The organism is Actinoplanes nipponensis (genome assembly GCF_016862275.1).
GTDB lineage: Bacteria > Actinomycetota > Actinomycetes > Mycobacteriales > Micromonosporaceae > Actinoplanes > Actinoplanes nipponensis.
Map to the genome: position 1 here is coordinate 22,026 of NZ_BOMQ01000017.1, position 21,881 is coordinate 43,906.

The 21,881-nt window shown below is 74.8% G+C and carries 20 protein-coding genes, 1 tRNA gene and 1 riboswitch; of the genes, 10 read left to right on the top strand and 11 right to left on the bottom strand.

All coding sequences use genetic code 11. The features are described 5' to 3' along the window. The first annotated feature begins 383 nt into the window (after positions 1-383). The 3 genes from cbiE (at position 384) to Ani05nite_RS40850 (ending at position 3,773) form a co-directional block, all read left to right on the top strand. Complete coding sequence (cbiE, locus tag Ani05nite_RS06475; RefSeq protein WP_203765988.1) at positions 384-1,682, top strand: precorrin-6y C5,15-methyltransferase (decarboxylating) subunit CbiE; 1,299 nt, start codon at positions 384-386, stop codon at positions 1,680-1,682. Continuing rightward, positions 1,679-2,422: a precorrin-4 C(11)-methyltransferase gene (gene cobM / locus Ani05nite_RS06480; protein ID WP_203765989.1), complete on the top strand. Its 744-nt coding sequence runs from the start codon at positions 1,679-1,681 to the stop codon at positions 2,420-2,422. The genes cbiE and cobM overlap by 4 nt, the downstream gene beginning before the upstream one ends. 538 nt (positions 2,423-2,960) lie before the next feature. Then, entirely contained in the window at positions 2,961-3,773 is an 813-nt protein-coding gene (locus Ani05nite_RS40850; RefSeq protein WP_239129392.1) for a cobalt-precorrin-6A reductase, read from the top strand. A gap of 118 nt (positions 3,774-3,891) precedes the next feature. Here Ani05nite_RS40850 and Ani05nite_RS06490 read toward each other — a convergent pair whose 3' ends face one another. Genes Ani05nite_RS06490 through Ani05nite_RS06500 form a run of 3 tightly spaced genes read right to left on the bottom strand, consistent with a single transcriptional unit; the run spans position 3,892 to position 7,362 of the window. Further along, positions 3,892-5,391: a precorrin-2 C(20)-methyltransferase gene (locus tag Ani05nite_RS06490; protein WP_203765992.1), complete on the bottom strand. Its 1,500-nt coding sequence runs from the start codon at positions 5,389-5,391 to the stop codon at positions 3,892-3,894. Between the two features lie 2 nt (positions 5,392-5,393). Further along, positions 5,394-6,011, bottom strand: a complete 618-nt coding sequence (locus Ani05nite_RS06495; RefSeq protein ID WP_203765994.1) for a precorrin-8X methylmutase — start codon at positions 6,009-6,011, stop codon at positions 5,394-5,396. 1 nt (position 6,012) lies between these two features. Beyond that, positions 6,013-7,362, bottom strand: coding sequence for a ferredoxin-like domain-containing protein (locus Ani05nite_RS06500; protein ID WP_239129395.1), 1,350 nt, complete (start codon positions 7,360-7,362; stop codon positions 6,013-6,015). 127 nt (positions 7,363-7,489) lie between these two features. Then, positions 7,490-7,563: riboswitch (cobalamin riboswitch) on the top strand. A gap of 53 nt (positions 7,564-7,616) precedes the next feature. Here Ani05nite_RS06500 and cobN point away from each other — a divergent pair. Both cobN and Ani05nite_RS06510 read left to right on the top strand, forming a co-directional pair. Continuing rightward, positions 7,617-11,168, top strand: coding sequence for a cobaltochelatase subunit CobN (gene cobN, locus Ani05nite_RS06505; protein WP_203765996.1), 3,552 nt, complete (start codon positions 7,617-7,619; stop codon positions 11,166-11,168). A 71-nt stretch (positions 11,169-11,239) separates the two neighbouring features. Next, positions 11,240-11,314: transfer RNA gene (locus Ani05nite_RS06510), tRNA-Trp, on the top strand. Position 11,315: 1 nt separating this feature from the next. On the opposite strand, the gene cobF is transcribed toward Ani05nite_RS06510, so the two are convergent. Continuing rightward, a complete protein-coding gene (cobF, locus tag Ani05nite_RS06515) occupies positions 11,316-12,077 on the bottom strand; it encodes a precorrin-6A synthase (deacetylating) (protein WP_203765998.1) in 762 nt (253 codons plus the stop codon). 64 nt (positions 12,078-12,141) lie between these two features. Then, positions 12,142-13,248, bottom strand: a complete 1,107-nt coding sequence (locus tag Ani05nite_RS06520) for an ROK family transcriptional regulator (RefSeq protein ID WP_203766000.1) — start codon at positions 13,246-13,248, stop codon at positions 12,142-12,144. A gap of 103 nt (positions 13,249-13,351) precedes the next feature. On the opposite strand from Ani05nite_RS06520, the gene Ani05nite_RS06525 reads away from it, so the two are divergent. Then, positions 13,352-14,596, top strand: coding sequence for a YbiU family protein (locus tag Ani05nite_RS06525; RefSeq protein ID WP_203766002.1), 1,245 nt, complete (start codon positions 13,352-13,354; stop codon positions 14,594-14,596). On the opposite strand, the gene Ani05nite_RS06530 is transcribed toward Ani05nite_RS06525, so the two are convergent. After that, positions 14,553-14,876: a LuxR C-terminal-related transcriptional regulator gene (locus tag Ani05nite_RS06530; RefSeq protein ID WP_203766005.1), complete on the bottom strand. Its 324-nt coding sequence runs from the start codon at positions 14,874-14,876 to the stop codon at positions 14,553-14,555. The genes Ani05nite_RS06525 and Ani05nite_RS06530 overlap by 44 nt on opposite strands. After that, positions 14,795-15,094 (bottom strand): hypothetical protein, encoded by a 300-nt coding sequence (locus Ani05nite_RS06535; protein ID WP_203766007.1) that lies wholly within the window; start codon positions 15,092-15,094, stop codon positions 14,795-14,797. Before Ani05nite_RS06535 ends, Ani05nite_RS06530 begins: the two co-directional genes overlap by 82 nt. On the opposite strand from Ani05nite_RS06535, the gene Ani05nite_RS06540 reads away from it, so the two are divergent. After that, positions 15,075-15,374: a hypothetical protein gene (locus Ani05nite_RS06540; protein WP_203766008.1), complete on the top strand. Its 300-nt coding sequence runs from the start codon at positions 15,075-15,077 to the stop codon at positions 15,372-15,374. The two genes, Ani05nite_RS06535 and Ani05nite_RS06540, sit on opposite strands and share 20 nt — an antisense overlap. 57 nt (positions 15,375-15,431) lie before the next feature. Here Ani05nite_RS06540 and dinB read toward each other — a convergent pair whose 3' ends face one another. After that, the gene (gene dinB / locus Ani05nite_RS06545; protein WP_203766009.1) at positions 15,432-16,622 is read right to left on the bottom strand and encodes a DNA polymerase IV; all 1,191 of its coding nucleotides are present in this window, start codon (positions 16,620-16,622) and stop codon (positions 15,432-15,434) included. A 52-nt stretch (positions 16,623-16,674) separates the two neighbouring features. Between dinB and Ani05nite_RS06550 the strand changes: the two genes are divergently transcribed. Continuing rightward, positions 16,675-17,091, top strand: a complete 417-nt coding sequence (locus Ani05nite_RS06550; protein WP_203766010.1) for a cupin domain-containing protein — start codon at positions 16,675-16,677, stop codon at positions 17,089-17,091. On the opposite strand, the gene Ani05nite_RS06555 is transcribed toward Ani05nite_RS06550, so the two are convergent. Next, positions 17,088-17,753 carry a carbohydrate-binding protein gene (locus Ani05nite_RS06555; protein WP_203766011.1) on the bottom strand — a complete coding sequence of 222 codons (666 nt, stop codon included), beginning with the start codon at positions 17,751-17,753 and terminating at the stop codon, positions 17,088-17,090. The two genes, Ani05nite_RS06550 and Ani05nite_RS06555, sit on opposite strands and share 4 nt — an antisense overlap. 319 nt (positions 17,754-18,072) lie before the next feature. Between Ani05nite_RS06555 and Ani05nite_RS06560 the strand changes: the two genes are divergently transcribed. Continuing rightward, the gene (locus Ani05nite_RS06560; protein ID WP_203766012.1) at positions 18,073-19,263 is read left to right on the top strand and encodes a beta-1,3-glucanase family protein; all 1,191 of its coding nucleotides are present in this window, start codon (positions 18,073-18,075) and stop codon (positions 19,261-19,263) included. Positions 19,264-19,309: 46 nt separating this feature from the next. On the opposite strand, the gene Ani05nite_RS06565 is transcribed toward Ani05nite_RS06560, so the two are convergent. Together Ani05nite_RS06565 and Ani05nite_RS06570 are read right to left on the bottom strand one after the other, a co-directional pair. Continuing rightward, entirely contained in the window at positions 19,310-19,849 is a 540-nt protein-coding gene (locus Ani05nite_RS06565; protein ID WP_203766013.1) for a DUF3558 family protein, read from the bottom strand. 104 nt (positions 19,850-19,953) lie between these two features. Beyond that, positions 19,954-20,859 carry a TIGR03619 family F420-dependent LLM class oxidoreductase gene (locus tag Ani05nite_RS06570; protein ID WP_203766014.1) on the bottom strand — a complete coding sequence of 302 codons (906 nt, stop codon included), beginning with the start codon at positions 20,857-20,859 and terminating at the stop codon, positions 19,954-19,956. A gap of 49 nt (positions 20,860-20,908) precedes the next feature. Here Ani05nite_RS06570 and Ani05nite_RS06575 point away from each other — a divergent pair, with 49 nt between their 5' ends. After that, entirely contained in the window at positions 20,909-21,862 is a 954-nt protein-coding gene (locus tag Ani05nite_RS06575) for a GNAT family N-acetyltransferase (RefSeq protein ID WP_203766016.1), read from the top strand. Positions 21,863-21,881 lie beyond the last annotated feature (19 nt).

Below are 21,881 nucleotides of genomic sequence, written 5' to 3' on the forward strand. Positions count from 1 at the left end.
GGGAGCGGGCCGGGGAGCTCCTGCTCGGCTCGCCGTCCGATGGCCTCCGTCGCCGAAAGAACCGGACCGGAACATCGCACGTCGCCCGGGTGGAATGTCACACGGCATCGGCATCGGGTGGAGCGCTTGAGCGGGCGAGGTCGGGTCGTCGAAGGGTCATCGTCGGCGTTTCTAGGAAAGACGCGGAGGAGGCCAGAGACGCGCGCGATGGGCTGTGACCGTGCACCGGCGGCCCCGGCGGCCCATTCCGAGCGAGATCAAGGAGTGACGAAGACGGACAGACGCCATCATTGCCACGAAGACCTGCGCGTCTGCCGGCGAAGGGACGTAGATCAAGGGGTGCGGCGGAGGAGGGCCAGGTGACCGGCGGCTACCGTCACGACGTGACTGACGAACCCGCCGGCCTCACCGTGGTCGGCATCGGCGCGGACGGCTGGCCGGGATTGTCGGGTACGGCCACCGCGGCCCTCGCCGGCGCGCAGGTGATCTTCGGCAGTTCCCGGCAGCTCGCCCTGCTGCCGCCCTCAATCGCGGGTGACCGGGTGCCGTGGCCGTCGCCGCTGGTGCCGGCCCTGCCCGGGCTGCTCGACGCGCACCGCGGCCGGCGCATCGCGGTGCTGGCCAGCGGTGACCCAATGTTCCACGGCATCGGCGCCACGCTGGTCCGACTGCTCGGGGCTGCGGCCGTGCGGGTCGTTCCGCACCCGTCCTCGGTGTCGCTCGCGGCCGCCCGGCTGGGCTGGCCACTGTCGGAGACCGACGTGTTGAGCCTGGTCACGGCCCCGGTCGAGGAACTGCACCCGCTCATCCACCCGGGCCGCAGGATTCTGCTGCTCAGCGCGGGTGCGCAGACCCCGGCCGCCGTCGCGGCCCTGCTGACCTCCCGGGGGTACGGCAACAGCACTGTCACGGTGTTGGAGCAGCTGGGCGCCTCGGCCGAGCGGGTGATCTCCGGCTTGGCGTCGTCGCTCGAGCTGAGCGACATCGACCCGCTCAATGTGGTCGCCGTAGCCTGTCCGCCGTCTCCCGTGCGGCAGCCGACCGGGCCCCTCGCCGCCGGACCCGCCCGCGTTCCCGCGGAGGCCGGGCGCGACCGGATCCCCGATGCGACCGGCCCCCGCCCCCTCGTCCCCGGCCTCCCCGACGCCGTCTACGAGAGCGACGGCCAGCTCACCAAGCGCGAGGTCCGAGCCGTCACCCTCGCCGTCCTCGGGCCCCAGCCGGGCGAACTGCTCTGGGACGTCGGCGCGGGCTCGGGCAGCATCGCGATCGAGTGGATGCGTACCCACCGGGACTGCCGGGCCGTGGCCATCGAGTCCGATCCCGTGCGCGCTGGCCGAATTGTGCGCAACGCGGCTGCTCTGGGCGTACCGAAGCTTCGGGTGGTCGAGGGGCGGGCGCCCGGCGCCCTGGCCGGGTTGCCGGCGCCCGACGTGGTTTTCATCGGTGGCGGGGTCACGCGGGACGGTGTCGTCGAGGCCGCGCTGGATGCTTTGCCCGGCGGTGGGCGGTTGGTCGCCAATGCGGTGACGCTGGAGTCGGAGGCCGTGCTGGCGGCCTGGTACGCGAAGCTGGGCGGTGATCTGACCCGGGTCGCCGTGCAGCGGGCGGCGCCGGTCGGCGGGTTCACGGGATGGAGAGCGATGATGCCGGTGACCATCTGGTCGGTGACGAAGCCGTGACGGTGCATTTCATCGGCGCCGGGCCCGGCGCCGCCGATCTCATCACGGTACGGGGGCAGCGGCTGATCGAGACGTCGCCGGTCTGCCTGTACGCGGGCAGCCTGGTGCCCGCCGAACTGCTGGCCTACTGCCCGCCCGGCGCCCGGCTCGTGGACACCGCGCGGCTGACCCTGGACGAGATCATCACCGAGCTCGTCACCGCCGCGAAGGCCGGGCAGGACGTGGCGCGGCTGCACTCCGGCGACCCGTCCGTGTTCAGCGCGGTCGCCGAGCAGATGCGCCGGCTGGACGAGGCCGGCGTCGAGTACGACGTGACGCCCGGCGTGCCCGCGTTCGCGGCTGCTGCCGCCTCGCTGGGACGGGAGTTCACGGTGCCCGGGGTGGCCCAGACGGTGATCCTCACCCGCACGGCCGAGCGGGCCACGGCCATGCCACCCGGTGAGGATCTGGCCACCCTCGGTGCGAGCAGGTCGACGATGGTGCTGCACCTGGCCGTGCAGCGCATCGACGCGGTGGTCGCCGAACTGGTGCCCAGTTATGGCGAGCAGTGTCCGGTCGCCGTGGTGGCCCGGGCCAGCCGGGCGGACGAGCTGATCGTGCGCGGCACGCTGGCGGACATCGCCGAGAAGGTGGCTGCCGCCGGTATCAAGCGCACGGCCGTCATTGTGGTGGGCGCGGCGCTGACCGCGTCGGCCTTCCCGGACAGCCACCTCTATTCCGCGGACCGATGCCGCCCGTGAGCGGGTGGGATCCGGCGGGCGCCGGGTGCAGGGGATGAGCGGACCCGCTTCTCCGGCGGCCGATGCGACGCCGTCCGCCGGGCCGTCCAGGCCAGCGGGGATGTCCGGGCCGTCCGGGCCAACGGGGCCAGCGGGGCTGTCCGAGCCAGCCGGGCGGTCAGGGCTATTCGAGCCAGCCCGGTCCGGCGGGGCGTCGGGTCTATCCGAGCCAGCCGGGTCGGGTGGGGCATCCGGGCTTTTCGAGCGAGGCGGGCCGGCTGCGGCCTCCGGGCTATCCGAGCCAGCCGGGCCAGCTGGGGCGTCCGGGCTGCCCGGGCCCGCTGGGGCGTCCGGGCTACCCAGGCCAGCCCGGCGATCGAGGCCACCCAGGCCGGAGGCATCCGGGGCGCCCGGGCCTCAGAAGCTACCCGGATCACGTGGTCCCACGGGGCCGATCAAAGCGACCCGGCCAAGCGGACCGACGGGGCCAAGCGGACCGACGGGGCCAAGCGGACCGACGGCGCCGACCGGCCCCACCGGGCCGGCCGGTCCGAGCAGGTTGAGCAGGCCGAGCAGGCCGACCGGACCGCCCGGACCGCCCGGACCGCCCGGACCGCCCCTCAGAGTCCTCGTCCTCGGCGGAACAACTGAGGGAAGGGCACTGGCAGCAGCCTGCGCCGCAACCCCCGCCCTCCAGGTGATCAGCTCCCTGGCCGGCCGTACCACCTCCCCGCTGCTTCCCCCCGGTGAGGTCCGGATCGGCGGGTTCGGCGGCGTCGACGGGCTGGTCCGGTTCCTCCAGGAGCGGGAAATCGATGCGGTTGTGGACGCCACGCACCCCTTCGCCGCGACGATGACCGGGCATGCGGTTGCCGCGTCGGCGCGGGCCGGGGTTCCGCTGGTGGTGTTGCGCCGGCCGGGATGGGCGTCGCGGCCGGGTGACGTCTGGCATCGTGTCTCCGGCCTCGGGGCTGCCGCGGCGCTGCTTCCCGCGCTGGGCGAGCGCGTCTTCCTGACCACCGGCCGCCAGAGCATCGGGGCGTTCGCCGGGGTGGACGCGTGCTGGTTCCTCTCGCGCTCCGTCGAGCCTCCCGCGCCGCCCGTGCCGGGCCGCCTCGAGGTGCTGCTGGACCGCGGCCCGTTCACGCTCGACGGTGAGCGGGCCCTGCTCGCCGGGCACCGTATCGACGTGCTGGTCACCAAGGACAGCGGCGGGGGCACGGCGAAGCTCGACGCCGCCCGGGAACGCGGTCTTCCCGTGGTGCTGGTGGACCGCCCGCCGTTGCCGCCCGGCGTCGCGACCGCGCCCACGGTGGCGGCCGCCCTCGACTGGCTCGCGCGCGGACCGGCGGCCCAAGCCGGGCCGGGGTGATGGCTGAACCCGCGTGGCGGGTGAAGCGGTGCGGTGGCCGAAGCCGAGCAGGTGGCCGAAGCCGAGCAGGCGGCCGAAGCCGAGCAGGCGGCCGAAGCCGAGCAGGCGGGCGGGTGGATCAGGCGGGGTAGTGGCGGGGCGTGTACACCTGGCTGGTGCCGTCACCGCGGGTTGTCACCCTGGTCTGGCTCGAGCCGATGATCAGCAGGCAGCGCATGTCGATCGTCGCCGGGTCGAGGTCGCCCAGGGTGGTCACCTTCACCGATTCCTGCGGACCGCCCACGTCGCGGCCCACCACCACCGGCGTCGCCGGGCTGCGGTGCTCCAGCAGCACGTCGCGGGCCCGGACGAGCTGTTCCTGGCGGCTCTGCGACGCCGGGTTGTAGATGGCGATCACCAGGTCGGCGCCGGCCGCCGCCGACAGCCGGGCCGCGATCACCTCCCACGGCTTGAGCCGGTCGGAGAGCGACATCACGCAGAAGTCGTGACCCAGCGGCGCACCCGCGCGGCTGGCCACCGCCTGCGCCGCGGTCAGGCCCGGCACCACGCGGACCGGCACGTCCTTCCACTGCGGGTCCTCGCTGACCTCCAGCACCGCCGCGGCCATCGCGAAGACGCCCGGGTCGCCGGACGACACCACCGCCACGTTGCGGCCGCGTTTGGCCAGGTCGAGCGCGAACGCCGCGCGTTCCGCCTCCACCCGGTTGTCCGAGGGGTGGCGGCGCTGGCGGGCGTTCGGGGGGACCCGGTCCACGTACGGGCCGTAGCCGACGATGTCGTCCGCGGCGGCCAGGGCCTCCTGCGCCTGCGGGGTCAGCCAGTCGCGCCCGCCGGGGCCGAGCCCGACGACCGTCACCTGGCCGCGCTGCTCCCGCGCGACCGGCTCGGCGCCGAAGGCCGCGGCGGCCGGGCTGGGCAGCAACGCCAGCGAGAAGTACGGCACGGAGGCCGGGTCGACGTCGGCCAGCCGGGCGTGGCGTTCGCGGTCGGTCGTCGCGCGTTCCACGTACCAGGCGTCCTCCAGCCGGCCGGCCTGGGCCAGCGCCTCGCGGACGCCGGTGAAGGTGCGGCCCAGCTTCATGATCGCCGCCGAGTCGGTGCCGGCCAGCCGGGCCGCCAGCTCGGCCGGGGGCAGGGTGCCGGGCAGCACGGTGAGGATCTCGTCGCGTTCCATCAGCGGCCGGCCGAGCACCGCCGAGGCGGCGCTCACCGAGGTCACGCCGGGCACGACCTGCGTCTCGTAGCGGTCGGCGAGGCGCTTGTGCATGTGCATGTAGGAGCCGTAGAAGAACGGGTCGCCCTCGGCCAGCACCACCACGTCGCGGCCCGCGTCCAGGTGGGCGGCCAGCCGTTCGGCGCTCCGGGCGTAGAACTCGTCGATCGCGCCCTGGTAGCCGCCGGGGTGGTCGGTGGTCCCGGTGGTGACCGGGTAGATCAGGGGTTCCTCGATCTGGCCCTCGCGCAGGTACGGCTCCGCGATCGCGCGGGCGTTGCTGCGGCCGGGCCGGGCCGCGTGGTACGCGATCACCGCGGCCGCGCTGATCAGCCGGGCCGCCTTGACGGTGACCAGCTCCGGGTCGCCGGGGCCCAGCCCCACCCCGAACAGCCGTCCCGCCATGACTACTCCTCCTCCGAGGCGAGGGCGTTGACCGCCGCCGCCGTGATCGCGCTGCCGCCGCGCCGCCCCCGGACGACCAGATACTCCAGGTCCGAGGCGGCCAGGGCGTCCTTCGACTCGGCCGCGCCGATGAACCCGACCGGGATGCCCAGCACCGCCGCCGGCCGCGGCGCGCCCGCCTCGACCATCTCGAGCAGCCGGAACAGCGCCGTCGGGGCGTTGCCGATCGCCACCACGGCGCTGCCCAGCCGGTCACCCCACAGCTCCAGGGCCGCCGCGCTGCGCGTGTTACCCGACCGCGCGGCCAGCTCCGGCACGGACGGGTCGCGCAGGGTGCAGATCACCTCGTTGCCGGCGGGCAGCCGCTTGCGGGTGACCCCGGACGCCACCATCTCGGCGTCGCACAGGATCGGCGCCCCGCCGAGCAGGGCCTTGCGGGCCGCGGTCACCACGCCCGGGCTGAACCCGATGTCCCCGGCCAGCTCCACCATCCCGCAGGCGTGGATCATCCGGACCGCGACCCGGGCCACGTCGGCCGGCAGCCCGGACAGGTCGGCCTCGGCCCGGATCGTGGCGAACGACCGCCGGTAGATCTCCGCGCCGTCGCGCACGTACTCCATCTCAGCCCTTCCTCGCGGCGCCGACCAGCGCGCCCACCTCACCGATCGCGGCGGCGCCGCCCGCACACGGCGAGCGCACCTCGTATCCCGTGCCGGTCGCCTCGACCCGCACGTGCGGCCCGGCCGGGCTCCCGCACCCGCGTGCGCAGCCGACCCAGTGCACCGGCAGGCCCTCGCCCGCGACCGTGGCGGCGTCCGCGTCGGCCCGCACGTCGGCCAGCGACTTCGCGCAGCCCGGCCGGCCCGCGCAGGCCGTCACCCCGGCCCACCGCGACCCCGGGTCGACCTCGAGCCCCGCCCCGGCCAGCGCCGTGGCCCACGCCGCGGCCGTCTGCGGCGACAGACCGGGCAGGACCACCCCCCGCCAGGGCGTGACGATCACGCTCTCCGCCGCCTCCAGCACCTTCAGCTGTACGGCGCTGAGCCGCCCGAGCGGCACCAGCGCCCCGACGGCCACGGTCCCGTCCGGCTGCTCGATGATCCCGATCGGCTCCCGTACGCCGGGCCGCGGCAACCGCACCGCCTCGCCCGGCGTCCTGCCCAGCGCCGCGGCGGTCCGGGCGGCGACCCGGGCCGCTCCGTCGGTGAGCTCGCGCACCCGCCAGGCCACCCGCCGGCCGCCGGCGGCGGAGTCGTTCCGCGGGTGGGTGACCCCGGCCGAACTCGGCGCGACGCCCGTGTGCTCGGCAGCCGGCCGGTCGGGATCAGTCACAGGGAAAGCGGCCGCGGCGGGCGCGCTCGGCGGGACGGGTGCCCCGGGCGCGGGAGAGGCCAGCTGGGCGGCGCGTTCCGCCAGGAAGGCGTGCGCCGCCGCGAGCAGGGCCTGGACCACCTCGGCGGCCGGCACGCGCACCCCCGCGTCCACGCCCGCGAAGATGATCGCCGTCTCGCCGCCGCGGGGGAGGGCGGCCACGTCGGCGCCGAAGGCCACGTCGCCCGCGCCGCCGTCGAGCGCGAACAGGAACCGGCCCGGCAGCTCGGCCAGCGACGGGTCCGCGCACAGGGCCCGGTCCAGGGCCTCGAGCGGCAGTCCTCCGGCCAACGGCGAGGCGGCGATGTTCCGTACCAGTTCATGGGTTTCCGACGGCAGCAGGCCCGCGGCCCGCAGCCGCGCCGCCAGCTCGGCCACCGGGGCCTCGCGCAGCCCCCTGAGCTGCAGGTTGGCCCGGCTGGTGAGCTCCGCGCAGCCGTCGCCCCAGCGCGCGGCCAGGGCGCGCAGCGTGCCCAGCTGCGCGCCGGTCAGCCGGCCGCCCGGCACGCGGACGCGCGCCAGCGGCCCGTCGGCCGCGGCGTGCAGCCGCAGCGCGCCCGGGCAGGCATCGGCGTCGGCGCGCACGGATGGGATGGGCACGGCCCGGATACTACGGATCGGCGCCGACACTTTTCCGGCGGCGGTCGGCATCGTCACACCCGCCACCCCGCCTTGACGGCATCCGCGCGCTTCAGGAGAGTGGGAGGCCACGTGCGGCGACGCCGCGGAGGAAGCCGGTGCGAATCCGGCGCGGTCCCGCCACTGTCACAGGGTCCTGATAGACCTTGGAGCCAGGAACTCCGGTCGCCGTGATCTTCGTTGCTACCCGGGGCGCGGACCCCGAGGGGAGAGCTGTGTTTCTGCTGCTGTCGACGTCCGACACCGACCTGCTCAGCGCCCGGGCCAGCGGCTCGGCCTACCGCCTGGCCAACCCGGCCCGCACCGCCGTCGGCGACCTGCCGGCCCTGCTCGACGGGGTCGACCTGGTCGTCGTGCGCATCCTGGGCGGCCGCCGGGCCTGGGAGGAGGGGCTCGACGCGCTGCTCGCCGGGCCGGTCCCGGTGGTCGTGCTCGGCGGCGAGCAGGCCCCCGACGCCGATCTGATGAAGCTCTCCACCGTGCCCGCGGGGGTGGCCGCGGAGGCGCACGGCTACCTCGCCTACGGCGGCGCCGACAACCTGGCCGCCCTGCACGACTTCCTCTCCGACACGATCCTGCTGACCGGTCACGGCTTCGCCGCGCCGGTGCCCGCGCCCGACTGGGGTCTGCTCCCGCGTGCGGCCACCGCGCAGACCGGCCCCACCATCGCGGTGCTCTACTACCGCGCTCATCACATGGCCGGCAACACGGCGTTCGTCGAGGCGTTGTGCCGGGCGATCGAGGGCAAGGGCGGGCAGCCGCTGCCGATCTTCACCTCGTCGCTGCGCACCGCCTCGCCCGAGCTGCTGGCCGAGCTGCGCAAGGCCGACGCCCTGGTGGTGACCGTGCTGGCGGCCGGCGGCACCAGGCCGGCCACGGTGTCCGCGGGCGGCGACGACGAGGCCTGGGACGTCGGGGTGCTGGCCGATCTCGACGTGCCGATCCTGCAGGGTCTGTGCCTGACCAGCAGCCGGGCCGCGTGGGAGGCCAGCGACGACGGGCTCTCCCCGCTGGACGCGGCCACCCAGGTCGCCATCCCCGAGTTCGACGGCCGGATCATCACGGTGCCGTTCTCGTTCAAGGAGATCGACCCGGACGGCCTGTCGGTCTACGTGCCGGACCCGGAGCGCGCCGACCGGGTGGCCGGCATCGCCGTCGCGCACGCCCGGCTGCGGCACATCCCGCCGGCCGACCGCCGGATCGTCGTGATGCTCTCGGCCTACCCGACCAAGCACTCGCGGATCGGCAACGCCGTCGGCCTCGACACGCCCGCGTCCACGGTCCGGCTGCTGCAGGCGATGCGGGAGCGCGGCTACCGGGTCGGTGACTTCCCCGGCGTCGCCGAGGGCGACGGCGACAAGCTGATCCACGCGCTGATCGCGGCGGGCGGGCAGGACCCGGACTGGCTCACCGAGGCGCAGCTCGCCGGCAATCCGGTACGCATCGCCGGTGCGGCCTACCGCACGTGGTTCGCGACGCTCCCGGCCGACCTGCGCGAGGCCATGGAACGGCACTGGGGCGAGGCGCCCGGCGAGCTGTACGTGGACGACGACGCCATCGTGCTCGCCGCCCTGCGCGACGAGAACGTGGTCGTGATGGTGCAGCCGCCCCGGGGCTTCGGCGCCAACCCGGTCGCCATCTACCACGACCCCGACCTGCCGCCGAGCCACCACTACCTGGCGGCGTACCGGTGGCTCGCCGACGAGTTCGGCGCGCACGCGGTCGTGCACGTCGGCAAGCACGGCAACCTCGAGTGGCTGCCGGGCAAGAACGTCGGCATGTCCGCCTCGGACGGCACCGACGCGGCGCTCGGCGACCTGCCGCTGATCTACCCGTTCCTGGTCAACGACCCGGGCGAGGGCACCCAGGCCAAGCGGCGCGCGCACGCCACGCTGGTCGACCACCTGATCCCGCCGATGGCCCGCGCGGAGTCCTACGGCGACATCGCCCGCCTCGAGCAGCTGCTGGACGAGCACGCCAACATCGCCGCGCTCGACCCGGCCAAGCTGCCGGCCATCCGGGCCCAGATCTGGACCCTGATCCAGGCGGCCAAGATGGACCACGACCTGGGCCTGGCCGACCGGCCCGGCGACGAGGAGTTCGACGAGTTCATCCTGCACGTCGACGGCTGGCTGTGCGAGATCAAGGACGTGCAGATCCGCGACGGCCTGCACATCCTCGGCAACGCGCCGAGCGGCGAGGCCCGGGTCAACCTGGTGCTCGCCATGCTCCGCGCCCGGCAGATGTGGGCCGGCCAGGTCGCGGCCCTGCCCGGGTTGCGCGAGGCGCTGGGCCTGGCCGAGGGCGCGTCCACGGCCGAGACCGATGCGGTCGAGGAGCAGGCCAAGGCCCTGGTCGCCGCCATGGAGGAGGCCGGTTGGGAGCCGGCCGCGGCCGACCGCGTCACCGGCGACGAGACCGTGGCGAACGTGCTGCGGTTCGCCGCGACCGAGGTCGTGCCGCGGCTCGCCCGGACCACTGACGAGCTGACCAACGTCCTGCACGCGCTCGACGGCGGTTACGTGCCGGCCGGGCCGAGCGGATCGCCGCTGCGTGGCCTGATCAACGTGCTGCCCACCGGCCGGAACTTCTACTCGGTCGACCCGAAGGCCATCCCGAGCATGCTGGCCTGGGAGACCGGGCAGGCCATGGCCGAGTCGCTGCTGACCCGCTACCGCGCCGACTACGGCGACTGGCCGAAATCGGTCGGCCTCTCCGCCTGGGGCACCAGCGCCATGCGCACCGCCGGCGACGACATCGCCGAGATCCTCGCGCTGATGGGGGTACGCCCCCTCTGGGACCCGGCGTCGCGCCGGGTCACCGGCATCGAGCCGATCGAGCTGGCCGAGCTGGGCCGGCCCCGGATCGACGTGACCGTGCGCATCTCCGGCTTCTTCCGCGACGCGTTCCCGCACGTGGTGGCCCTGCTGGACGACGCCGTGGGCCTGGTGGCGGGGCTGGACGAGACCCCCGAGCAGAACTTCGTCCGGGCCCACGCGCTGGCCGACGTCGGCGCGAAGAAGAGCTGGCGGCAGGCCACCACGCGGATCTTCGGCTCCCGGCCGGGCGCGTACGGGGCCGGGATCCTGCCGCTGATCGACAGCCGCAACTGGCGCGGCGACGCCGACCTGGCCGAGGTGTACGCGGTGTGGGGCGGGTTCGCCTACGGCCGCGGGCTGGACGGGGTCGAGGCGCGCGGGGACATGGAGACCGCGTACCGGCGGATCGAGGTCGCGGCCAAGAACATCGACACCCGTGAGCACGACATCGCCGACTCCGACGACTACTTCCAGTACCACGGCGGCATGATCGCCACCGTGCGGGCGCTGACCGGGCGGGCGCCGGCGGCGTACATCGGCGACTCCACGAACCCGGACGCGACCAGGACCCGCAGCCTCGCCGAGGAGACCGCCCGGATCTTCCGGGCCCGCGTGGTCAACCCGCGCTGGATCGCGGCCATGCGCCGGCACGGCTACAAGGGCGCGTTCGAGCTGGCCGCGACGGTCGACTACCTGTTCGGCTACGACGCGACGGCGGGCGTGGTCGCCGACTGGATGTACGAGCAGCTCGCGGCCAGCTACGTGCTGGACCCGGACAACCGCAAGTTCATGGACCAGTCCAACCCGTGGGCCCTGCACAGCATCTCGGAGCGGCTGCTGGAGGCGGCCGAGCGCAAGCTCTGGGAGTCGCCGGAGCCGGCGACGCTGGCGGCGCTGCAGCAGGTCTACCTGGAGACCGAGGGCGACCTGGAGGGCGACGCGGAATAGCTCTGGATCAGGGTCCGGACACCGCGACGCCGCCGGTGGTCCGGGCGGTCACGGCCCTGCTCGCCGAGGGCCGGGCCGTAGCGCAGAGGTCGTCGCGCCCGGTCTCCAACACCGGGAGGACGCCGGTTCGAATCCGGCCGGTCCGCCCTAACCGGCGTCGCGGCGGCGCAGCAGGTACGTGTCCATGATCCACCCGTGCCGCTCGCGGGCCTCCGCCCGGACCCGCCGGATCTCGTCGCTCACCTCGGCCAGCGGCCCGGACACCAGCAGCTCGTCCGGCGTGCCGAGGTACGCGCCCCAGTAGATGTCCACGTCCTGCGCGTCGACCGCCCCGAACGCCTGCCGGGCGTCCAGCATCACCACGACGTCGTCGACGTCCGCCGGCCACTCCTCGGCCAGCCGCCGGCCCGTGGTCACCTGGAACGGGCGGCCGATCCGGTTGAGCCCGATCTTGTGCCGCGCGGCCAGCGTCGAGACGCTGCTGATGCCGGGGATCACCTCGTAGGTGAACGTGGTCTCGCCGCGGGCCAGGATCTCGTCGAGGATGCTGATCGTCGAGTCGTACAGGGACGGGTCGCCCCAGACCAGGAACGCGCCGGTCTCGTCGTCGAGCAGGTGTTCGCTGATCAGCGCCTCGGTCACCGCGGAGCGGCGGTGCCGCCAGTCCGCGATGGTGCCCTGGTAGTCGTCCGGGGTGCGGTCCCGGTCCGGGTCGCGGCCCTCGGCGACGCGCCGGCCGGGGCGGGCGTACGCCTTCATGATCCGGCGCCGCAGCTCGATCATGCTCTCCTTGGCCTCGCCCTTGTCGAGCAGGAAGAACACGTCGGTCCGGCCGATCGCCTTGGCTGCCTGCAGGGTCAGGTGGTCCGGGTCGCCCGCGCCGATCCCGATGACGTAGATCTTCCGCACGCCCAGCAGTCTGCCGCACGGCCCGCCGGCGCCGCCGTCCAGGTCACGCCTCGGCGGGGTGATCTCAGACGGCGACCGCCGCCGCGAGGGCGTGGTCGAGGGCCAGGTGCAGCGCCCCGTGCAGCGCCGCCTCCGTGCCCAGCGTGCCGTGCTCGACCCGGGTCGGCCCCGGGAAGGAGATCGCCGCGCGCACCCGGGGCAGCAGCGCCGGGTGCGTTCCGACCGGCCCGCCCAGCAGCACCAGGGCGGGGTCGGCCACCGCCGCCACCGAGACGATCGCCCGCGCCACCGCCGCGGCGAGCACCCGCAGCGCCGATTCGTCGGCCCGGTCGAGCAGCTCCAGCGCCGCCGCCACGTCGTTGGACGGGGCGTCCGAGCGGCCCAGGCCGCCGGCGGCCAGATCGCCGGCCAGCGTCGGGGCGGCCGCCCCGGGCAGGTAGCCGATCTCGCCGGCGAGGCCGTGGGCGCCGCGGATGAGCTGGTCGCCGATGGACAGGCCGACGCCGAGACCGGCGCCCACGTAGACGTACGCGAAGCTGGCCTCGCCGGCCGCCCGGCCCGCGCGGTGCTCGGCCAGCGCGGCCAGGTTGACGTCGTTGTCGACCAGGATCGGGGCCGGCACCAGGTCGCCGATCATCTCCCGGGGGCTGATCAGGCCCTCGGGGAACGGCGTGCCGGCCAGCGGGACGACCTCGTGGGTGACCGGGTGCACCGGGTTCGCGATCGAGATGCCGACCGCGCGCAGCGGGCCGGGACCGTCGGGGAAGGCGCCGACGGCGGCGCGCACGTTGGCCACCAGGGCGGCCACGTCGCCGGGCGCGCCGGCCGGGCGGCGGTGCTCGTCGAGGGTGCGGCCGGCCAGGTCGGCGGCGCGGGCCCGGACGCCGGACTGGTCCAGTTCGAGGGCGAGCACCCAGCCGGCCCGCGCGCCCAGCTCGTAGAACGTGCCGATCCGGCCGCGCCGGCCGGTCTCCTTCAGGCCGGTGGCGTCCAGCAGGCCGCCCTCGACCAGCCGCCGGACCGCCTCGGAGACGGTGGGCCGGGAGTAGCCGGTCACGTCGGCCAGCTCGGCCCGGGTGGTGCGGCCCTGGCGGATCGTCTCGTCGAGCAGGCGCCGGTCGGTGGCCGCGCGCAGCACGGTCTGCGGTAGTGCCCGCGGGCCCTCGTTCACCGTCACCCCTTGTGATCTTCCCGCTCGGTCTCCTACATTAGGACAAGCTTCTAGTTAGGTCACCTAATCAAAGTTCGCCTCTTCAATATTGTGGGAGACAGCGATGACCACCGCCCCGGCAGACATCCCCGCCGCCATCCGCGAGACCAAGGCCGCGCTGCGCAAGCAGATCGGCGACTACGCCGCCGCCTTCGCGCAGGCCGAGGCCGCCGTCCGGGCCGAGGTCGCCGAGATCGTCGCCCAGCGCGAGCGCGGGGAGGAGATCTGGCCGGTGGTCCGGTTCGCCGACATCGCCGCCGGCACGGTGCCGGCGGACCTGGTCGAGGCGGTACGGCGTCGCGGCTGTGCCGTGGTCAAGGGCACCTTCGGCCGTGACCGCGCCGAGGGCTGGGACGCCGAACTGGTGTCGTACCTGGACCGCAACGACTTCGCCGGCACCTACCGTTACGTCGACGACGGCATCTTCGGCGGGCTCGCCGCGGGCAAGCCGTCGATCTTCCCGATCTACTGGTCCCGCCCCCAGATGGAGGCCCGCCAGGACCAGAACATGGTGGCCGTCCGCGGCTTCCTCAACTCGTTCTGGAAGCACGAGTCCGAGGGCCGGGTGTGGTTCGACCCGGCGCGCGACACCGCGTACCCGGACCGCGTCCGCCGCCGCGAGCCCGGCACCGACTCCGCCGGGCTCTCCGCGCACACCGACTCCGGCTCCATCGAGCGCTGGCTGCTCCCGGCCTACCAGCGGGTCTTCCGGCACGTCTTCGCCGGCGACCCGCAGGCGTACGACCCGTGGGACGGCGCGTACCGCACCGAGGTGCACGAGTTCGAGTCGACCGTGATGTGCTCGGCGTTCCGCACGTTCCAGGGCTGGACCGCGCTGTCCGACATGGCGCCGACCGAGGGCGTGCTGCACGTCGTGCCGATCCCGTCGGCGATGGCCTACCTGCTGCTGCGCGCGTTGCAGGACGACGTGGCCGACGACGACCTGTGCGGCGCGGCCAACGGGCAGGCCCTGCCGATCAGCGAGCGGTGGCACCCGGCGCTGATGCCGGCGCTGACCCCGATCCCGGCGGTGGCGCCGGGCGACACCGTCTGGTGGCACGGCGACATGATCCACTCGGTCGGCGCGGTGCGGGACCAGCAGGGATGGGGCAACGTCATGTACATCCCGGCCAGCCCGTGGTGCGAGAAGAACGCGGCGTACGCGGCCGCGTGCGGCGAGGCGTTCCGGCGCGGGACGAGCCCGAGCGACTTCGCCGCCGAGGACTACGAGGTGAACTGGGTGGGCCGCCCGACCGTGGCCGAGCTCAGCCCGACCGGTCGCGCCCAGCTCGGACTTTCGGCGGGCTGAGGTAGGCCAGCACGGCCAGCACCCGCCGGTGGCTGTCGCCGGTGTCCGGCACCCGGAGCTTCTGCATGATGCTGCGCATGTGCGTCTCGACGGTCCGCTCGGCCAGGGTCAAGCCGGCGGCGATGGTCGTGCCGCCACCGGCCGGGCTGTGCACGGTGAGGGCGCCGCCGATCGACAGGACCCGGTCCCGGACCGAGGTCAGCCCGAAGCCGGGACGGGCGCCGCCGACACCGTTGTCGGACACGGCGATCCGCAGGCCGGCCTGGCGTCGCTGCACCACGACACCGGGTCCACCTCGGGAACCGTCACCGCCACCGGCACCGGGCCGTCGGCGGCCAGCGCCCGCAGCGCCGCGGCCAGCCCGTCCTCGAGCCGGCTGGGGCGTACCCCGTGCGCCAGCCGGCGCAGGTCGGCGACGGTGTCGGCGAGCGCGCCGACCGCGGCCTCCAGATCCTGGTGGGCGGGCAGCCCCGGGGCGATGCCGCGCTGCACCGACACGTTGCCGCTCGGCTTCGCCGTCCGCCGCCGGACGGCGGCCTATCTCGCCTTCATCGCGGTGCACTCGTTCGTCTTCACCTTCCAGAGCCTGCAACTGCTCCGGGCCTGGACGGCCGGCGACACCTCGGCCTTCCCGGCGGACGCCGACGTCGCGCCGTGGTCGTACCTGGTCGTCAACGCCGTGATCTACGCCGCCGGATTCGGCCTGGTCGCTTTGGGGCACCGCCTCCGCAGCCGGCGGGCGGCCCGTCCCGCCGCGGCCGCCGACCTCGCCGGGTGAGCCCGCCGGCGGTCGGGCCCGGGCCGGGACCGTGCCGGGGTTGCGCCGCGGGTGGGATCAGTCCGGCAGGATCGGCACGGACGGGCCGAGGTCCCGGCCCAGCGACGCGGCCCGGGTGACCGACGACGAGCCGAACCGGTCGCGCACCGCGTCCAGCGCGGTGTCCAGGCCGTCCTCCACCGGCACCTCGAACGGCAGCTCCAGCTGCACCGATCCGTCGCTGTCGAGGTTGCCCACCGCCACCCCGACCAGGGTCAGGCCGCGCTCGTCGATCAGCGGCCGGGCCTCGGCCAGCAGCTGCCGGGCCGTCCGCAGGATCGCGGCCGTCTGCATCGTCGCCTTGAGCAGGCTGCGCGAGCGGGTGGCCCGGGTGAAGTCGCCGAAGCGCAGCCGCAGGGTGACCGTGCGCCCGGCCCGGTGCGCCGAGCGCATCCGCCGGGTCACCCGGTCGACCAGCGCGGCCAGGGTCGCGTCGATCTCCGTGAACGGGCGCGGCCGGCGGCCCAGGGCGCACTGCGAGCCGATCGAGCCGCGGCGGTGACCCGTGCGGACGCGGCGGGGGTCGCGGTTGTGGGCGAGGGCGTGCAGGTGCCGGCCGGCGTGCGCGCCGATGATGCTGACCAGCGCGGCCTCGCCCAGGCGGGCCACGTGCCCGACGGTCAGGATGCGGTGCTCGCGCAGCTTGCCGGCGGTGACCGGGCCCACGCCCCAGAGGCGTTCGATGGGCAGCGGGTGCAGGAAGGCCAGCTCCTCGCCGGGCGGCACCACCAGCAGGCCGTCCGGTTTGCCGACCGCGCTGGCCACCTTGGCCAGGAACTTCGTGCGGGCCACGCCGACGGTGATGGGCAGGCCGACCCGGCCGCGCACCTCGGCCCGCAGCCGGGCGGCGATGGCGGCCGGGGCGCCGCTGATCCGGTGCAGCCCGCCGACCTCCAGGAACGCCTCGTCGATGGAGATGCCCTCGACGATCGGGGTGGTGTCGCGGAAGACCTCGAACACCGCCTTGCTGGCCGCCGAGTACGCCTTCATCCGGGGCGGGACGATCAGCGCCTGCGGGCACAGCGCGCGGGCCTGGGCGATGCCCATCGGCGTGCGCACCCCGTACGCCTTGGCCTCGTAGCTCGCCGCCAGCACGACGCCCCCGCCGACCAGCACCGGGCGGCCCCGCAGGGCGGGGTCGTCGCGCTGCTCCACCGACGCGTAGAACGAGTCGAGGTCGGCGTGCAGGATGGTCGCCTGGTCGGACACCGCGCCATCTTCGCACACCTGTTCGAATTCGGCGACGCGCGAGGATGGTGGCATGACGACGCGACCGCCGCTGGCCGAGAAGCTCGATCTGCGACCCCACCCCGAGGGCGGCTGGTACCGCGAGACCTTCCGGTCCGCGGTCACCTTCCGGCCCGAGGGGTACGCGGGCCCGCGCGCCGCCGCCACCGGCATCTACTTCCTGCTCCAGCCCGGCGAGTCCTCCGCGTGGCACGTGGTCGCCTCCGACGAGCTGTGGTTCCTGCACTCCGGCTCGCTGGAGCTGCGGTACGGCGGCTCGGGCGACGCGCCGGCCGCGGGCGGCGAGGTGGTGGTGCTCACCGCCGACAGTCCGCAGGCGCTGGTGCCGGCCGGGGTGTGGCAGAGCGCGTACCCGGCCGGATCCGAGCCGGCGCTGGTGAGCTGCGTGGTCTCGCCCGGTTTCGACTTCGCCGACTTCCGGCTGGCCTAACGGGCGAACGCGAAGTAGTTGAGGTTGACGAACTCCTCGCCGCCGTCCCGGGCGAAGGTGAGGAAGACCGTGTGCCGGCCGGTGGTGGGCTTGAGGTCGGCGGTCCGGGACTCCCACTCCTGCCAGCCGCCCGTGTCCTCGACCTCGAGCGTCGCGGCCGGGGCGTTGCCCGGGCTGTCCAGGCGCACCTCGACGCGGCCGCCGCCGTCCACGTCGGAGGCCACCCGGGCGGCGAACTCGGTGGCCGGCTGGTCGCCGAACTCGACGTCGTCGAAGCGCAGCCAGTCGCCGTGGCCGATCCAGCCGACGTTCTGCCCGCCGCCGGTGTCCTCGGTCTCCTGGAACTGGGTGCCCTGCTGGCCGGAGGCCGCCTCGGCCTGGATCACCGAGTACGCGTCCGGGCCGCCGGGCGCCGGGGTGGTCGGCGCGGGGGACGGCTCGGCGGGCGCCTCGGCCGACGGCGCCACCGGGGCGGAGGCTGCGGCCGAGGCCGCCGGCGGCGCCGCGGCGGCGGCCGGGGTGTCCGAGCCGCCCTGCAGCCGGCCGACCAGATAGCCGAGCAGGACGAGGGCCAGCCCGGCCGCGGCGAGCGCGAGCCGGTTCCGGGTGACCCGCGACCGCGAGTGATAGACGGCGGGCGGCGGGGAGCTGGGAGTAGTCATCGGCTCAGCAGGATAACGCAGCCGGCGGCATTTTCGAAAAGTGTCGACCATGGATGCTGAGCTGGGGCGATGGCCCGAGGAGAAGACCCACCCGGGGTGTGCTAACGGGCCGGGACATCGGCGTTCGTCATCGGTTGACATCCTCGGCGACCCGGTCCAAGCTCGTGAGAGCGCTCTCAGTGATAGCGGAGCGTAACGGCCGGGGCGCACCCCCCTTCCCCTGTCCGCCCCCGAAGCGGCCCGGCCGGCGCCGGATCCCTCCCGCGCGGACGTCTTCCGCCCGGGCCGGTGCCACCCGGGGGCCGACCGTTAGGTGCTCATGCGACTTCATCGCGGAACTCTGCTCGGACTGGCCGTGGCCGCACTCGCCGTACCCGCCGCCATCGCGGTGATCCCCACAGCCCAGGCCGCCACCGGCCCGGAGCTGCTGCCGCTCACCGTCACCAACAACTCCGGCCGGGGCGAGGCCACCCACCTCTACGTGCTGGGCGTCAGCGGCGGCAAGCTCGGTTACGTCACCGAGGCCGGCGCGTTCAGCCCCTGGACCGGCGGGGCCAACCCGCCCGCCCCGGCGCCGGACGTCTCGATCGACGGCCCCGGCAACGGCGCCAGCAAGACGATCTCCGTGCCGAAGGGCCTCTCCGGCCGGATGTACCTGTCCTTCGGCGACAAGCTCGACTTCAGGATCAGCCAGGACGGCGGCCTGGTGCAGCCCGCGCCGTGGGCGGCCGGCGACCCGAACAGCGACATCCTGTTCGACTGGAGCGAGTTCACCTACAACGACTCCGGGATCTGGCTCAACAGCTCCCAGGTCGACATGTTCGCCGTGCCGCACGCCGTCACGGTCACCGGCACGGACGGCCGGACCGCCCGGACCGGCGAGCTCGAGGCCGGCGGGCGCGATGCCGTCATCGAGGCCATGAAGGCCAACGCGTCGTTCCGCGGCCTCGTGCGGACCCGCGACGACGGCACCGTGCTGCGGGTGCTGTCACCCGGCAAGGGCGCCGACGGCGGCAGCTTCGACCCGGACTACCTGGCGCCGTACATCGACCGGGCGTGGGCCGCGTACGCCGGCGCCGACCTGACCGTGCAGCCGTTCGCCGACCAGCCCGGCCAGGTCTTCCGGGGCCGGACCAGCGGCGACGTCATGACCTTCACCGACGCCACCGGCGCCCGGGTGGCGGCGTTCACCAAGCCCACCACGGCGCACGTGTGGGGCTGCGACGGCCACCTGGCCGCCCCGAACGACCTGGTCGTCGGCCCGATCGCGCGCAGCCTGTGCGCGGCGCTGCAGCGCTCCACGCTGGGCACCCGGGCCGTCGAGCCGAGCACGGACCCCTCGACGTTCTACCGCAACGACCTGACCAACGAGTACGCCAAGGTGATCCACGAGCAGATGGTCGACGGCAAGGCGTACGCGTTCGCCTTCGACGACGTGGCCAACCAGGAGTCGCTGGTGCACAGCGGCGACCCGGCGGCGATCGGCATCACCCTCACGCCGTTCGAGTAGCACCGCGGTACGGCGCGCCGGACACCCCGGCGCGCCGTACCGGTGCTCAGATCTTCGCCATGACCGCTCGGGTGACCGCCTTCGCCTGGGCCAGGTTCTCCTCGTCGCTGTCACCCCGGCTGTAGACGTCGATCTGGACGGTGCCGTAGAGCACGTAGAGGTGCCCGGCGAGCTGGAAGGCGTCCTCGCCCACACCGTCCACCCGGGACGCGCCGGCGATCTGCGAGGTGAAGTCCGAGTCGGTCGTCCGGCTGAGGAACACCGCGAGCTGCCCGCCGGCCTGCTGCCACTGGCAGAACCGCGTGGTGTCGCCGGCCTGCTGCCCGTCCTGGTCGATCCGGGTGACGTCGCGGCCGGTCAGCTCGGTCACCCGGGCCTCGCTGAGCAGCGTGCACGGGTCCGGGATGTCGCCCGCGTCCCGCACCGAGTCGCCGAGCCCGCTGCCGGAGGTGGGCCCGGCGCTCGCCGAGGGGGTCGGGGCCGGGGCCGGGGCGGCGGCGCCGGGCGACGCCTGGTCCAGCACCCCGCATCCGGTCAAGGCGAAACAGGCGGCCGCGAGGATGACGAGCAGGCGACGGCGGTTCATGACTCTCCCTGGGTACGGGCCGTGTGGTGCGGCACGAGCCCAGGTTGCCCGGCCGGGCCGGCCCCCGGGGGGACGTCTCCGCCGGTTGACACGGATCCGGGAGGTCAGCCGATCGGGGCCAGGGCGGAGAGGATCTCCTCGGCCCGCTCCCCGGCCGCCCGCGGGTCGGCGTCCGGGGAGCCGATGAACGGGTCCCAGTTCAGGTCGTAGAACAGCTCGGTGACGCCGGCCCGGGCGTACCGCTCGGCGCCGGCCCGGATCTGGTCCCAGGTGCCGGACAGCGGCACGGCCTCGTCGCGCAGGCCGGCCCGGACCACCCCGCGCACGACGATGCGGATCGCGTCCGGGTCCCGGCCCGCCTCCTCGGCGGCGCGGCGCACGATCTGCGCGCCCCGGGCGATCTCCTCCAGGCTGGCCCGGCTGCTGCTGACCCAGCCCTCGGCGATCCGCCCGGCCCGGCGCAGCGCCACCTCCGCGGTGCCGCCCAGCAAGATCGGCGGACCGTCCGGCTGCACCGGCGCGGGCGCCATGACGCTCGGCGGCACGGTGTAGAACTCGCCGTCGAAGGCGGCGGGCTCGCCCCGGAACAGGGTGCGCAGCACGCGCAGGTACTCCTCGGTGCGGCGGCCGCGCGGGTGCGGATCCGAGCCCGTCGCGGCGAACTCCACCTCGGACCAGCCGGTGCCCAGCCCCAGGTCGAAGCGGCCGCCGGAGAGCACGTCCAGGGTGCTCGCCTGCTTGGCCAGGTAGGTGGGGGACAGGTACGGCAGGTTGATCACGGCGACGCCCAGCCGGATCTGCGTCGTGCGGGCGGCGGCGTAGGTCAGCGCCAGCAGCGGGTCGAGCACGCTGCGGTAGACCGGGGCCAGGTCCTGCTCGTCGCCGACGAGCAACCGCTGGAACGACCACAGGCCGTGGTAGCCCAGCTCCTCGGCGCGCATCGCGAAGCCGGTCAACGACAGGGGATCCGCCCACACCCCGGACACCGGGCATCCGCAGCTGATCAGCATGCGGTTCACCGTACTGCCCGTGGGCCGGGTGACGTGAAAGGGTCGGCCCATGCCGCTGACTCTGGTGGAGATGGACCGGGGCGACTTCGCGCGCCGCCGGGCGCCGATGATCGCGAGCTACGCCCGGGCGATCGCCGCGCCGCGCGGGCTCACCGAGGCCGAGGCGGCGGCCGAGGCCGCGCGGGACGTCGCCGAGCAACTGCCCCGCGGCCCGCGGACCCGCGGTCAGTTCATGCGCAAGGCCCTGGTCGGCGGCGCGGAGGTCGGCTGGATCTGGGTCTCGCTGCCCGGCACGACCCGGCCCGACTCGGCCTGGATCAGCGACGTCGAGGTCGACCCGCCGTTCCGGCGCCGGGGGTACGCCGCCGCAATCATCACCGCGGCGGAGGCGGAGCTGGCCTCGCGCGGCGTCCGCCGGATCGGCTTGAACGTCTTCGGCGACAACGACACCGCCCGGCGCCTCTACGACCGGCTCGGCTACGAGTTGACCGCGCAGCAGCGGGCCCGCGTGCTCACCGAGGTGGCCCCGGCGCCCGGGATCGAGCTGGCGCCGATGCTCGACTACGAGCGCCGCATCGCAGCGCTGTTCGCCGACTACGCCCAGGACCTCGTCCAGGAGCAGGGGCTGTGGCACGGCGAGGCCGAGAGCCGGGCCGCCCGCAAACGCGCCGAGCTGCTGCCGGAGGGGCTGCGGACCGAGGGGATGCTGCTGCGCACGGTGGTGGCCGAGGGCGTACCGGTGGGGTGGGTGTGGGCCGGCCCGCCCGCGCCGCCGCGGCCGGGCCTGGGGTGGCTGCACAACATCGAGATCGACCTGCCGTTCCGCGGCCGGGGCCACGGCCGCGCGGCCATCGCCGCGGTCGAGGCGGAGCTGGTACGCCGCGGCGTGCACCGGATGGGCCTCAACGTGCACGGCATGAACCTCGGCGCCCGCCGCCTCTACGAGCGGCTCGGCTACGAGCTGCTGGCCCAGCAGATGACCAGGCAGCTGCCGGCGCGGTGAGCGGGCCCCCCGGCGGCGC